General features: G+C 49.0%; 10 protein-coding genes. 8 read left to right on the top strand and 2 right to left on the bottom strand.

All coding sequences use genetic code 11. From position 1 onward, the window contains the following. Positions 1-223: 223 nt before the first annotated feature. On the bottom strand, positions 224-1,000 hold the full coding sequence (locus EHW58_RS02315; protein WP_077579437.1) for an AraC family transcriptional regulator: 777 nt from the start codon (positions 998-1,000) through the stop codon (positions 224-226). 583 nt (positions 1,001-1,583) lie between these two features. Between EHW58_RS02315 and EHW58_RS02310 the strand changes: the two genes are divergently transcribed. Together EHW58_RS02310 and EHW58_RS02305 are read left to right on the top strand one after the other, a co-directional pair. Continuing rightward, the gene (locus EHW58_RS02310; protein WP_152794426.1) at positions 1,584-3,437 is read left to right on the top strand and encodes an SUMF1/EgtB/PvdO family nonheme iron enzyme; all 1,854 of its coding nucleotides are present in this window, start codon (positions 1,584-1,586) and stop codon (positions 3,435-3,437) included. A gap of 501 nt (positions 3,438-3,938) precedes the next feature. After that, positions 3,939-4,637: a PAS domain-containing protein gene (locus EHW58_RS02305; protein ID WP_152794423.1), complete on the top strand. Its 699-nt coding sequence runs from the start codon at positions 3,939-3,941 to the stop codon at positions 4,635-4,637. Between the two features lie 96 nt (positions 4,638-4,733). Here EHW58_RS02305 and pdxH read toward each other — a convergent pair whose 3' ends face one another. Continuing rightward, positions 4,734-5,372 (bottom strand): pyridoxamine 5'-phosphate oxidase, encoded by a 639-nt coding sequence (gene pdxH / locus EHW58_RS02300; protein ID WP_046075586.1) that lies wholly within the window; start codon positions 5,370-5,372, stop codon positions 4,734-4,736. Between the two features lie 244 nt (positions 5,373-5,616). Here pdxH and EHW58_RS02295 point away from each other — a divergent pair, with 244 nt between their 5' ends. From EHW58_RS02295 to EHW58_RS02270, 6 genes are read left to right on the top strand one after another with little or no spacing between them, the layout of a single operon-like run. Next, complete coding sequence (locus tag EHW58_RS02295; protein WP_152794420.1) at positions 5,617-7,017, top strand: HlyD family type I secretion periplasmic adaptor subunit; 1,401 nt, start codon at positions 5,617-5,619, stop codon at positions 7,015-7,017. Between the two features lie 16 nt (positions 7,018-7,033). After that, positions 7,034-8,362, top strand: a complete 1,329-nt coding sequence (locus tag EHW58_RS02290) for a TolC family outer membrane protein (RefSeq protein ID WP_152794418.1) — start codon at positions 7,034-7,036, stop codon at positions 8,360-8,362. Then, positions 8,359-8,967: an OmpA family protein gene (locus EHW58_RS02285; protein WP_077639311.1), complete on the top strand. Its 609-nt coding sequence runs from the start codon at positions 8,359-8,361 to the stop codon at positions 8,965-8,967. Before EHW58_RS02290 ends, EHW58_RS02285 begins: the two co-directional genes overlap by 4 nt. 13 nt (positions 8,968-8,980) lie before the next feature. Then, the gene (locus EHW58_RS02280) at positions 8,981-9,646 is read left to right on the top strand and encodes a transglutaminase-like cysteine peptidase (protein WP_046075590.1); all 666 of its coding nucleotides are present in this window, start codon (positions 8,981-8,983) and stop codon (positions 9,644-9,646) included. Between the two features lie 6 nt (positions 9,647-9,652). Then, the gene (locus EHW58_RS02275; RefSeq protein ID WP_046075591.1) at positions 9,653-11,587 is read left to right on the top strand and encodes an EAL domain-containing protein; all 1,935 of its coding nucleotides are present in this window, start codon (positions 9,653-9,655) and stop codon (positions 11,585-11,587) included. Further along, complete coding sequence (locus tag EHW58_RS02270) at positions 11,580-13,697, top strand: type I secretion system permease/ATPase (protein WP_152794415.1); 2,118 nt, start codon at positions 11,580-11,582, stop codon at positions 13,695-13,697. Before EHW58_RS02275 ends, EHW58_RS02270 begins: the two co-directional genes overlap by 8 nt. The last annotated feature ends 9 nt before the right edge of the window (positions 13,698-13,706 follow it).

Here is a 13,706-nt window from a genome sequence, read left to right as displayed (position 1 = left end):
CCTCACTCACGTCCTCCCAAACTCGGGCAGGAAAAATGTTACGTCATTGTTACTTTGCGATCGATTCTATGCGTGGTCTATCAGTAGGGTCTTACAAAATACACCGGCATTATTGCAAAATCCTCCGATGATTAACAAATAAAGCTGTCGATCGCCATAATGGCATAACAAATGAAGTGCATATTATTGATGCCTGAGACGGCGAAAGCACATCGGGCCAAGCTTAAACCGAGCCCTTAAACTTGGCAGGCGAGAGGCCAAAATAGCGAGAAAATGCATTAGTGAAACCGCTTTGGCTAGAGAAACCGCAGCTATCGGCAATTTGTGCCATGGTCAATTCACTTTCTTTAATCAGTTGTTTCGCTAAGGCAAAGCGTTTTTCAAGCACATATTGATGTGGCGTGGTGCCCACCTGCTCTTTAAATAACTGGTGGAATTGGCTTTCAGCCAGAAAAACACTGCCCGCTAACTGCGCCACCGAGATTTTGCGGCTGATGTGCTGATGAATATAACGGTCAATGATATCCATGTTTAAACGGTGACCATCACGTCGCGGAGAAACATGGTCACGGAAATGGCGATGTAACACGCACATCAGCGTATCCGCACAAGCGCGGCTAAGCAGCAAATCAGACGGGTTGGCGATCATCTCTGCGGTCAGCGCCTTGATCAGCATTTGCGCGTGAGTGTCGAGTTGGAAGTAAGGCTCGCGACTAAACAAACGCGCAATGTTGTCATGCATGGACGCATGCCCCACCCATTCTTGGTATGGAAGATTAATCACCAGAATTTCATTACGTCCAACCCCGGTAAATGCATGCTCTTGTGATTCCTCCACCAAACAGCCTTGGCCTGGGCCAACCAGACTGCCACGCCCATCAACATCGAATTCCGTTTGCCCTTGCAGACCAATCACGACCTGCTTGTACTCATGGCTATGGTGAAGCTGTTGCCGAGGCAAGGCGATCACTTCAGAGACTTTGGGTGTTTTCACCACCATGGCTATCCCTCTTGGTGCGGATTACGGGTTTGCCGCCAAACATTCAAGTGCCTTTTCCTCATTCTGGCACGCTTATCACCCGTGTGCGACTGGATTCTATGTGCTTATTCTCAACTTTACGGAACAATGATCAAGTAGTGCATTTTTTACGGCCTCTGTCATTTTGACGCTAAAAATGCGAAGGATCCCTCATGTATTTCTTGTTGATCGGATGAAAGCCGGATGTAACGCGATAAAAAAACCACCACAAAAATAGATAAAAAATATAAAATTCAAACATTTAAACCTTATTCGATGAAAACCTCACTGACTTGATCATTGTTTCGAGGCGATCAAAGGGGATCAACACCTTGATCATTCTTCCGTTTTATCGTGTCTTCACGCAATCTTATTTGAAGCAAGCCACCGCTTAAGGTAATCTCGCATAAACATAAAAACCATGAGCACAGTTGCACCGATCACGTCGCAGAATGCTGACTGCCGTCAAATAATTAGCACGGTTTGCGTGGCAACGCGGGTTTCCGTGATAGTCTACTTTTTGGACATAGGTATTATTATTGCGACATGCGTAAGCAAGGGAACTATGACAACGAAATATATAAAAGCGTTATGCTTAGCGCTCCCTCCCCTACTGCTAACCGAGTTGGCGTTCGCTGAAAACGCGTCTTCCGCTGATAATCTCGATCCGGTCAGTGAGTTGGTTGAGAAACTCCGCGATAAAGAAGATACGTTGGAGGCTCGAAACGATGAACTGGCTCTGCAGCAGGCGAAATTGGATGACCTTTTGGTCAAGCGCGCGACGTTAGAAGATGAGCTGAGCAACCTGAAACGCAAACGCAGTAATGCTAAAGCAGAGCTGGATGCGAAATTTCAGGATTTAATTGCCGATCCGAGCACAGATATCAGCCCGTATCAGCAGGCCTACCAACAAGCATGGCAGCAGGTGAACAACCACCAGCAAACACAAGCTGCCAACGAGTCCGCCATTATCGAGCAGAAGAAACGACTGGCGAAACTTGAACGAGAACAAGCACTATTGGCAACAACCCTTGAGAATTTACATGAGGCCATGCGCGAAGCACGCGCGGAACGTCTACGTAAAGAACTCACCCAAAAAGACACTATTGAAGTTGTCCATAGCTTGACCTGTTCGCCCAACATGACATTGTCGGCGTGCGCAAACCAAGGTGAGACGCTGACCATGCAAAAAGCGATTCGTGACTTCCGAGGCCAGGTAACGGACTTGGTCACCGAATCCAATGCAGTGAAGCAAAACATCGATAAAGTCGCGTTTAATATCCACGTCACTAACAGTGAAGTTGTTGACGCAGGCTTTACCGGTGGCATGGACTACACAACGCGTATTAAAGCGGAGCTGGTAAGCCGTCCTGATAAAACGGCGGCATGTCGACTGCTTGATCTTGAAGACAGATACTGTGTTGAAACCACCCAAGCACAGCAGCAAGCCAATCGTAAACAGCAGGCGAAACGCTGGGTTAACGTGACAATACGGTCTAATCGTTACGATGACAGTGTGACCATTAATGATGTGTCATACGGAAGTACGCCCGTAGAACTCATGCTGCCAGTGGGCAATCATGACTTAACGGTCACTAAACCTGGTTTTGTGCCTTATGATCGCGAAGTCTACCTCGGTAAAGATCAAGTGGTGTGGGCCAAACTGAAAGAGCAGCCTAATCAGCCGCCAAGCCCAGGTAAAAAATTCACTGACCCTGTTGCCAATAATCTCGAAGCACCGCAAATGGTGGTGATCGGCGCTGGCGAATACAAAGTAGGGCCAGATGCACGTGAAAATGTGGCTATTCAGCAATCATTTGCGATGGGCGCAACGCCCGTCACGGTGGAGCAATTTGACGCCTTTGTGACAGCCTCCGGTTATGTCACCGCGGCCGAACAAGGCAATGGCTGCAATATGCTGGTGAATGGCGAGATCAACCAAAGCCTAGAGACAGATTGGCGTCAACCCGGCTTTGATCAAGCGGCTGACTCTCCGGTCGTTTGTGTGAATAAAGATGATGCCGAGGCTTACACCAAGTGGCTAAGCCAACAAACGGGGCAGCGCTACGCACTTCCAAACGATGTTGAGTGGGAAGTGGCCGCCCGTGGTGGCACGGAAAGCGATTACTGGTGGGGCAATGAAATCGGTGTCGGCAACGCCAATACAGGCTGGAGTGGCACAGTATGGTCAAACGACCGCACCTCACCGGTTAAAAGCTTTCCGCCTAACCCATTCGGTGTTTATGACACCGCGGGGAATGTTTGGGAGTGGGTGAGCAATGATACGCCAGTCGCCCGTGGCGGTGCGTGGAACTTTTCACCTCAACGCTCACGCGTTTCCGAGCGTTTGGAGTTAGGCGAAAACACCAGCGCTAACTACCTTGGGTTCCGCGTGGTGCGAGATATCAAAACCCCTTAATCTCGTCACCATGGTAGAAACAAACGCCGCTATCCGTAGCGGCGTTTTTTGTGTGGGGGTAAGCCATTTTGTCTTGATGCTTTTGACCCTAGACACCGACACAACCTAAAAAAGATCAAGCCTGCTTGAACGGGCGAAAACCAACAATCTTTATATTAAGTTGCTTGATTCGATGTCAATAGGTCAAATCCCCCCTACCCAACGTCTAGCCTTCTGGATATAGTAAACCCCGTAAACGCGATTTGTCCCGATGAATGCGTTTATAGCAGTTCCTAACACTGTTAGGTGCAGTCAGATACCAGCGTCGTCACTTACCCTCAGACATCCGCTTGGTATCTCGACAACCTCTTCTACACGTCGTACAGGATATGTCCTGAAAGGGAAATCTTGTCTTTGCCGGCTTTATGCCGGCTTTTTTTTATGCTCCAATAGCTTGTCCGTTTTTCTATATCTTGATGGGCGCTTGCGTCCAATAATAATAACAATGAATGGGTAAGCAATATGAGTCACGTTCCCCCTGCTCTGTCTATGCTAGAGCAATTACCTGGTTGCTGGGGCTGCAAAGATACTCAGTCGGTGTTTGTCTACGCCAATAGTGAATACTGCCGCCTCATGGGCCTTACACAACCGCAAGACTGCATAGGCAAAACCGACCATGATATGCCCTGCCCCACCACGCGTTGCGCCGATCAATTTCAAGCGCAAGACCAATATGTGATGAAAACAGGCAAGCGACTCCGTGTGCTCGATATTCATCCTTATGCCAATGGCCGTTGGCATGCGCACCTGTTTACCAAAACGCCTTGGTTCAATGAAAAGGGGCATATTTGTGGGGTCATGTTCTGTGGCCAGGAGCTCAGTGATACCGCTATTTTAGAAGTCGGGCATTGGGTGTGCCGTGCCGTCACCCACCCCGAAAAAGCCTTGTGCGATCATCACCATAGTAACTCTCAGGTACACCTGACGTCACGAGAGCGGGAGGTCCTTTTCCTTCATCTGCATGGTAAGAAACCGCAATTGATCGCACAGACATTGTCGGTGTCCGTCAAAACCATTGAGAACCACTTTGCGCATTTACGCGAAAAGTTCGATGTCGACTCCAAAGCAGGTTTATTAGAGCATGCGCTCGCGCAAGGGTTTGGCTCCGCGATTCCCGAAAGCTTATTAACCCAACAATTGTCTGTGGTGCTGCGAGATTAAACAAGCAGCCCCCCAACTCAACCGTACGCCATCTCGCCGTCATTCTGGGAGGACGAGATGGCGTCTCCCACCGCTATCGTCAAGGCGCGTCACAAGCTACGGCGCTAGGCGCTCAATCGCCCAGCGATCACCCTCTTGGCGCTGATATAAGAAACGGTCGTGCAAGCGGTGCTCGCCACCTTGCCAAAACTCAATACTTTGGGGCTTGATTCGATAGCCGCCCCAGAATGTAGGGACAGGCACTTCCCCTTTCTCGAACTGCTTTTTCAGCTCTAAAAACTTGCCTTCTAACGCCGAGCGTGCTGATAAGCGTTCGCTTTGCTTGCTTGCCCATGCCGCGATCTGACTTTCTTTGGGGCGGGAAGTGAAATACTTAAATACCTCTTTTTTACTCAGAGGCTCCGCCTCACCCATAATATGGACTTGTCGCTCAATAAAATGCCAAGGAAAGTGCAAACTAATCTTGCTGTTTTTTTTCAAATGTAGCGCTTTGCGACTCCCCAAGTTGGTGTAAAAAACAAACCCCTCTTGATTAAAGTCTTTAAGCAAAACGATGCGCTGAAAAGGTTGCCCATCTTCATCGACAGTGGCGACAGTCATTGCGGTTGGATCAGGCACTTGGGTATCAATGGCTTGTTGTAACCACTGGCCAAATAAATCCATAGGCGCGTCGGGTAAATCGTCACGACGCAATCCCCCTTGGGTGTATTCTCTTCGAATATCTGACAACTCCATTGCTTTCTCCAATTCGTTTATTTTCAGCTATTTTGCGCAGGTACCTAACGATACACAAGTGCAATTTATTACCGTGGCGACAGAAACAGGGATCAATGACCTCGACGCTTTTCATTGCTCAGGCTTGGCGACGTGAGCGGTCTATATTCTCATCGCGCTGGCCCACTCGGAGAGTGAGAAAGTCTGCAAAAAATCAGCACCATAGACTAAGCTTGAAGGAAGTGAAACACCCGATGGGGGTCAGATGGCGATACGTGATAAATCTCGCGCGAGCTTGCCCCGAGATGAGCACCTCGATTACATCGATGACAAGACGGCCGCACTTTTGCTCAACACGCCGAAAAGTGCTCGCGTTTTGCTATGGGCTATCGTGCTATTTTTGATTGTCGCCACGGCCTGGGCATCACAAGCACAGCTCGATAAAGTGACCGTCGGACAAGGAAAAGTGATCCCCTCTTCACAGCTTCAAGTCGTGCAAAACCTTGAGGGGGGCTTGGTCAAAGCGCTCTTAGTCCAAGAAGGCGACAAAGTGAATAAAGGGCAACGGCTTATCCTCATTGACGATACCCTCTTTCGCGCCAATTTCCGAGAAAGAGAACAAGAGTTGCTCGGTCTACGCGCAGATAGGTTGCGCCTGCAAGCGTTGCTCGCCGCTATTCGTGTCGATGAAACCGTGCCTTTTGAGCAATGGCGAGAAAGTATTCTGCTTGAGCGCCAACCACTCTTGTTTCCGGACGTCTTTACCACGACACGCCCAAACTTGATCACGCAGACACAAGCGCGATATCAAGAACAGCTTTCTAATATTCAAAATCAGCTCTATGTGACCGCGCAAAAAATCCGGCAAAAGGAACAAGAGCTTGTCGAATTGGAGTCTCGAATCGCGAATCTCGAACAAAGCCAAGCATTCGCGCAAGAGGAGCTCGATATCACACGCCCGCTTGCCGATGAAGGCGTTGTCCCCAAAATCGACTTACTCAAGCTCCAGCGCCAATTAAATGATACTCAGCGTGAGTTATCCTCAGCGCAGCTTTCTCTCCCTTCCGTGGTCTCCTCATTGCGCGAAGCTGTTTTCCAACGTATTGATGTTGCATTAACGTTTCGCACCGACCAGCAAGAGCGACTCAACCAAGTAGAGAAGCAAATTGCCGCAATGTCTGAAGGGCGTGTTGGATTACAGGATAAAGTCTCACGCACCGTCGTAACCTCGCCTGTCAATGGAACGGTTAAAAAGCTGCACGTCAACACAGTAGGCGGTGTCATCCAACCAGGTATGGACATTATAGAAATCGTACCGTCCGAGGATAACCTCTTGATTGAGGCAAAAATTGCCCCTCAAGATATTGCTTTTTTACGTCCAGGCCTTAATGCCGTGGTCAAATTCAGCGCCTACGATTTTACCGTCTATGGCGGACTGGATGGCAAGCTTGAAACCATCAGTGCTGATACCATCGAAGACGAAGAGGGAAACAGTTTTTATCTCGCCAAAATACGTGCCGAAAAAGACAGCTTGGGCACAGAAAAAAGCTTACCCATAATTCCAGGCATGACAGCCTCCGTCGACATTATCACGGGTAAACGCACGGTTTTGGATTACTTACTTAATCCCATTACGCGCGCGCAAAAAACAGCATTGCGCGAATAAAGAGGCAACAGGCTTTATGGCTTACCACTTTCCTTGGCAACCATTTTGGTTCATCGCCCTTACAATTGGATTAGTCGCCCCGGCTCATAGCCAGTCCCTTGAGCAAGCCGTAGTGACAACGCTGGCCACGGATCCTGAGTTGCGTGGCGCATTTCATCAGCTACAAAGCCTTCATGAGAGAACAAGGGCCAGTGAGGGCGACTATCTACCCGACGTTGATTTGAATGCGGGGATTGGCTACGAACGCATCGATAATGATACAACACAAGCGCAAGATGACCTCGATTTTGCGAGAAAAGATGCCACCCTCAACGTTCGGCAATTAGTGTGGGATGGACAAACACACAACAACATTGCTCGTAATCGTTATGAGACTGAGAGCCAGCGCTTTCAACTGCGTTCTGATGCCTCCGATAAAGCACTCCAGGTCGCAGAAGTGTATCTTGAGATACTTAAAGCCCAGCAGGTGCTAGATCTCTCTAGCGCGAATATGACGGTACATGAGGAGATTCTGTCTGATATTCGTCGCCGAGCAGATACGGGGATCGGCTCAACGGCCGACCTTTCCCAAGTACAAGCGCGTGTTGCACGGGCCCGAGCCAACCTGTTATCCGCTGAAACCAACCTAGAGGATGCCTTTACCGCATTTTTTCGCGTGGTTGGCGAGCCCGCAAACAATCCTGTCCAACCCGTTATTGATGACGCTCGCCTCCCAACCTCACTGGAGAGTGCCCTTGAACAAGCCGTCAAACGTAACCCGCTACTCAAGCTGGCGCGTTACGATATTGAAGCGGCAAAATCACAGTATCAACAATTTAAAGGGGCGCACCACCCAAACATCAGTCTAGAAGTCAGCCAAACTTGGGCGGATGAAGTCAGCGGCGTGGATGATTTTAGTGATGAATTTAGCGCCATGCTACGCGTGCGTTACCAACTGTTTAATGGCGGTAGCGATCAAGCCGATATCCGACGAGGCGCCTACGAGTTAAATCGAGCCAAAGATATCTTTGATAACGCTTATCGGCAATTGGAAGAAAGCACCCGGTTAGCTTGGAGTGCGTTTCAGCTCACTGATCAACAAAAAGTCCTTTTGCAGCAGCAAGTTGATGCCGCTTCGGATACAGTGCAAGCGTATGAAAAACAATTTAGAATTGGACGACGAACGCTACTCGACCTGCTAAATACTGAAAACGAGTTACTAGAGGCGAGGCGCGCTTACCTAAACGCAAACTATGATCATTTGCTTGCACAGTATCGTTTACTCAACAATACCGGTCATTTATTGGAAGCGTTGAGAGTATCCTTACCCAAACAGTGGCAAGGGACAGAAGGAGAAACGGAATGAAAGTATTCGGACTGAGCCTCATTCTTGTGCTCGTAACCGGATGTACGGTGGCACTCTCTCCGCCCCCTACGGCCAAGCAAATTCATGACGTGACCGACAGTGATCAAGATGGCGTGATCAACGCCCGTGATAGATGCGCCAATACGCCACGCGGCGCCGTCGTTGATAATCAAGGCTGTCCCAATTACATTCAACCTACCAGCGAGCACCCGTCACCCACCGCATCAGCACGACAAATCGATGTGTTCTTTGCCCTCGATACCGCAAAAGTGACGACCGACGCTATAACCGATATCGACGCTATGGCAGACTTTCTCATGAATTACCCTGATACTGAGCTCCGTTTAACCGGTCACGCCAGTGCGGACGGTTCGACATCCTACAATCACGCGCTCTCTTATCGTCGAGCAATGACTGTTAAACGTGCGCTTATCGATCGTGGCATTACACCACAACGAATCGACGTGGTTGCCAAAGGAGAGACGGACGCTAAGCATGGTAGTGAATCGGCCGATAAGTATCGGCGAGTCAGTGGTGAAGTATTGAATTTTAAAGGGGATGTCGAGAAAGCATGGACCATCTTCACGCGTCGACCTCAGTCTTAAAGCGAAAATATTTATGAAGCAATGGCATATTGCCGGGTTATGTTTGTTGCTCTCTCTCAGCGCGATGAGCCTGACCACCAAAGAGTCACGCTGGGTGGGGCAAGTGTCGAGTTTTTATGGTGAACGCGCGGGTAAGCGTGTCACGGCATGGCGCAACATGGTGGAAAATACGCAAGGCGTGTCAGAGCAAGAAAAGCTGCGCAAAGTGAACGATTTTTTTAATCAGCTGTATTTTGTCGATGATATCGACTTATGGGGAAAAAAAGACTATTGGGCAACGCCCTTAGAGTTTCTTGGCGCAGCGGCCGGTGATTGTGAAGACTTTAGTATTGCAAAATATTTTTCTCTTCGCGAATTAGGCATTGATGATAAAAAACTGCGCCTGGTGTACGTAAAAGCAATCCGTCTCGACCAATTTCATATGGTCGTTGCGTATTACCCAACGCCATCATCCGAGCCGGTGCTACTCGATAACTTAGATCCAACAATTAAACGTGCGTCGTTACGACGCGATCTACTGCCAATATATAGCTTCAATGGTAGCCGACTATGGTTAATGAAAGAACGCGGCCAAGGCGAGCTTGCAGGCAACGCTTCCCGGCTTGGCCTTTGGAACGATTTACGTAGCCGTATCGACACCTTAAAGATGCAAAAACCGATTAGACAATTTGATAGGTAAACACCGATGACGTTATTCAATCAAATATTCTCGTGGATGCTAGTGATTTTCTTCTGCATAGTGCTGGCCGTCTTCGGTATCGAGCTGAATACCACACGCAACTTTTTACTCAATCAGCAAACCTCTGATGTCAACAACACGGTCAATTCGATGGGGCTAGCCTTAGCACCCTACTTAGAGTCGGATGATAAAGTCGCCGCAGAGTCGGTGATCAATGCGTTTTTTGACGGCGGTTTTTACCGCGAAGTTAATCTGACCTTGCTGTCAGATAACAGTGAGATTGTTCGCGAGTATCCCGTACAAATCCAGGGTGTGCCCCAGTGGTTTATCGACCTCGATGTTTTCCCTGTGATCACCGAAAAACAAACCATCACCAGTGGTTGGATGCAGCTTGCCGAAGTCGAAGTGGTCGCGCATCCAGGTTATGCGTATAAGCAACTGTGGAAATCATTTGTCCAGTTAGGGACAATTTTGGCAATCATCTTTTTGGTCGCGTCCGTGATCATTGGTTGGCAATTACAGCGATCGCTGAGACCCCTTGCCCGTATTACGGCTAAAGCAGGCGAAATCGCCAAAAACAAGTTTGGTGATCCCATTCCGCTCCCTCCCACGACAGAGCTAAAAACCGTGGTCAGTGCCATTAATGTCATGACCGATCAGCTCAAACACTACTTTGAACAACAGGCAAAAGAAGCCGATAGGTTACGTAAAACCGCCTACCGAGATGCGGTATCTGGCCTTGGCAACCGCAGCTTCTATGTTGGCCAGCTTAAATCTTGGTTAACTGAATCGGGTGTTGGCGGTATGGTCTTAATCAAAGTGGATCTCATTGGAGAGGCCTATAAAAACCAAGGCTTCGAATCTGGGGATCGTATTGTTGAGCAATTTGCGAATAACCTCACCACCACGATTATCAGCGACGACAGCATGACAGCTGCGCGCTTGAGCAAAGATGAATTTGTGATCCTAGCGCCTAACTCAGACCCCGATGACTTGCGCTTACTCGGCGAGAGTGTGCTCGCCATGGTAGTAGACATGCAAGCGGATCCGACCGGTCTCACGCCGCCTAAGGTAGCAGTGGGGTTAGCCATCAACGGCGGCGGAAATCAGGATGCCAGTGTGCTGCTGTCACAAGCGGATAACGCCTTGTCACAGGCACGCAATACGCCGGAGCACCCTGTCGTACTGATTGACCAATCTATCGGTGACGCTGCAATGGGTAAACAGCAATGGAAAGCACTGCTTCATGAAGCCGTGGCCAAAGAGCTGTTTGTGTTCAAATACCAACCCGCCACAGACAGCGAATCAAACCGGTTGCATCAAGAGGTCTTTTCCGCGATAGAAAAGGATGAGCACTATTATGGCGCTGGCCACTTTTTAGGGGCGGTAGAGCAGCTCCAACTGGGTGAAACCCTCGATAAATATGTCATTACTCACGTGATTAAAACCTTGTCTCAAGACGCTAGCGTCGGCCCATTGGCGGTTAACCTCACCTTAAGTAGTGTAACCAATGCGTCATTTATTCGTTGGTTGGGGACAACCTTGTACCAGCACCGCAAACTGGCAGGCCAACTGTTATTTGAGATCCCAGAGGTCGCTTTTGTCCGTCACGCTGACCACACTGGCTTGTTGACCGATCAAATCCGTCAAGCAGGCTTCCAATTTGGGGTCGATAATTATGGCCGCAACTTCCAGTCTTTGGATTACTTACAACGCTTTAAGCCCGATTACGTAAAAATAGACTTTGCCTATACCAGTCATATAGAAGACGACGCCCAAGGGCATGTTTTGGCATCCATTTGTCGTACCGCGCATAACTTAAACATCACTACTATCGCGACACGCGTGGAAACAGAAGCACAGCTTGCGCGCCTTTCCGAGCTGTTCGTCAATGGTTTCCAAGGCTATATCTTCAATAATACTCAGGACAGCCATGGTTAAAGATCCGCTTCTGCAATCATTGATTTATGTATCGCGTTACTTCGGTAACGCGAACTCCCCCGATGCCCTTGTGTCTGGGCTCCCCATCTCCGACGGCTACCTGTCACCTTTTTTACTGCCCCGCGCGGCTGAACGTGCGGGGATTGTCGCGAAAGAAGAAGCGATGCCACTCGAGCGCCTCTCTTCGCTGCTCTGCCCGGCTATTTTGCTAATGAAAGATAACGACGCGTGCGTCGTACTAGAAATGGATGCGAAAAAGGGGCGTGCGGAAATCGTTTTGCCGCATGCGGATATGACACCGCGTTGGGTGATGCTTGATGATCTTAACGATGCGTATCTGGGGCGCCTTTTTTTGCTGAAAAAGCAATATCGCTTTGATGAACGCGCGCCAACAGCACAGGTGAAGGATGAGGGCCATTGGTTTTGGGGCACGCTCTGGCAATCACGTCATATTTATCGGGATGTCTTAATCGCTTCACTCTTTATCAATGTCTTTGCGATTAGTGTGCCGCTATTTTCTCGCCTCGTTTACGACAAAATCGTGCCTAACTTGGCCTTCGATTCACTGTGGGTGCTCGCGAGTGGGATTTTGGTCATTTTTGTCTTCGACTTACTCCTTAAACTGCTGCGCAGTTACTTTATTGATATTGCAGGTAAGAAAACAGATTTACTCATTTCTTCACGCATATATGCCAAAGTCATAGGGGTAAGAATGGATGCCAAGCCCCCTTCAGTCGGGGCCTTTGCACGGCATATGCAAGAATTTGAATCCATCCGCGAGTTTTTTACCTCGGCGTCTATATCCACCCTCATCGACCTCCCCTTTGCCATCATCTTCTTGCTCGTGATTTGGTTTGTCGCCGGTCCTTTAGTAATCGTGCCTATCATTGCGGTCACGTTATTGGTCATCCATGCATGGCTAATTCAAAAGCCCCTGCGGCGCACAATTGAGGAAGGGACACGTCTTTCTTCACAAAAGAACGCCAACCTCATAGAAAGCCTGTCAGGGCTTGAGACCATTAAAATATTCGGGGCGGAGAGTCAGTTTCAGTATCGCTGGGAAGAAGCGGTGGCCCATATGGCAAACTGGAGCATCAAAACACGCCGTCTCACAGACTCAGTCCATAACTCGGCCAGTTTTGTTCAGCAGTTTGTCATCGTCAGTATGATTGTATTTGGTGTTTACCAAATAGCCGCGGGCGAACTGACAATGGGGGGATTGATTGCGGCAAGTATGCTGAGCTCAAGAGCAGTAGCGCCCTTGGTTCAATTGTCTTTGCTCTCGACACGCTATCACCAAGCAAAATCAGCACTCGATATCATCGACCAACTGATGGCATTGCCATCAGAACAAACCGAAGGTAAGCATTATCTACATCGCCCGATGCTGCGTGGCAAAATTGAGCTCGATAAGGTTGACTTTCATTACCCTAACACCACTGCCCTCGCCTTACGCCAAGTGTCCTTTCGCATTTATCCCGGCGAAAAAGTCGGTATTATTGGCCGAGTGGGCTCAGGAAAAACAACGCTTGTCCGCCTGATAGTCGGCCTTTATTCTCCCACCCAAGGCTCGGTTGCCATCGATGATACCGATATCTCTCAACTTCATTATATCGACGTTCGTCGCAATGTCGGTTTTGTCCCTCAAGAGCCGACGCTATTCTTTGGCTCAATCAGAGAGAATATGACCCTCGGCCAGCCACTTGCCGATGATATTGATATTATGGACGCCGCTGCCCGCTCGGGCGTGTTAAGTTTTACCCAATACCATGCCTCAGGACTAGAAAGACAAGTTGGTGAAGGTGGCGTCTTATTGTCAGGGGGACAGCGACAAGCCGTTGCAATTGCTCGCGCCTTTTTAGGCCGCCCACCTGTGATTTTACTCGATGAGCCAACCAGTCAGATGGATAACCGCACAGAGCAGTTCATTAAAACGCAGCTAAAAGATTTACGCAGAGAGGAGACACTCATTCTCAGTACCCACAAAACCAGCATGCTGGATGTGGTTGACCGTCTTATTGTAATGGAGGAAGGATGTGTGGTCGCAGATGGACCGAAAAAGGCAGTGCTTCAGGCCTTAAAAGAAGGAAAAATCCGTAAAGTTGGCTAACAGTTTACA

It is taken from the genome of Salinivibrio sp. VYel1 (genome assembly GCF_009377945.1).
Classification (GTDB): Bacteria; Pseudomonadota; Gammaproteobacteria; order Enterobacterales; family Vibrionaceae; genus Salinivibrio; species Salinivibrio siamensis.
This window is presented reverse-complemented; position numbering and strand designations above follow the sequence as displayed.

What these genes read in the sequence shown, in the direction of transcription:
- EHW58_RS02295 (WP_152794420.1), top strand. Translation starts at nt 5,617, where the DNA reads ATGGCGATACGTGATAAATCTCGCGCGAGCTTGCCCCGAGATGAGCAC.
- EHW58_RS02305 (WP_152794423.1), top strand. Translation starts at nt 3,939, where the DNA reads ATGAGTCACGTTCCCCCTGCTCTGTCTATGCTAGAGCAATTACCTGGT.
- EHW58_RS02280 (WP_046075590.1), top strand. Translation starts at nt 8,981, where the DNA reads ATGAAGCAATGGCATATTGCCGGGTTATGTTTGTTGCTCTCTCTCAGC.
- pdxH (WP_046075586.1), bottom strand. Translation starts at nt 5,372, where the DNA reads ATGGAGTTGTCAGATATTCGAAGAGAATACACCCAAGGGGGATTGCGT.
- EHW58_RS02270 (WP_152794415.1), top strand. Translation starts at nt 11,580, where the DNA reads ATGGTTAAAGATCCGCTTCTGCAATCATTGATTTATGTATCGCGTTAC.
- EHW58_RS02290 (WP_152794418.1), top strand. Translation starts at nt 7,034, where the DNA reads ATGGCTTACCACTTTCCTTGGCAACCATTTTGGTTCATCGCCCTTACA.
- EHW58_RS02315 (WP_077579437.1), bottom strand. Translation starts at nt 1,000, where the DNA reads ATGGTGGTGAAAACACCCAAAGTCTCTGAAGTGATCGCCTTGCCTCGG.
- EHW58_RS02310 (WP_152794426.1), top strand. Translation starts at nt 1,584, where the DNA reads ATGACAACGAAATATATAAAAGCGTTATGCTTAGCGCTCCCTCCCCTA.
- EHW58_RS02285 (WP_077639311.1), top strand. Translation starts at nt 8,359, where the DNA reads ATGAAAGTATTCGGACTGAGCCTCATTCTTGTGCTCGTAACCGGATGT.
- EHW58_RS02275 (WP_046075591.1), top strand. Translation starts at nt 9,653, where the DNA reads ATGACGTTATTCAATCAAATATTCTCGTGGATGCTAGTGATTTTCTTC.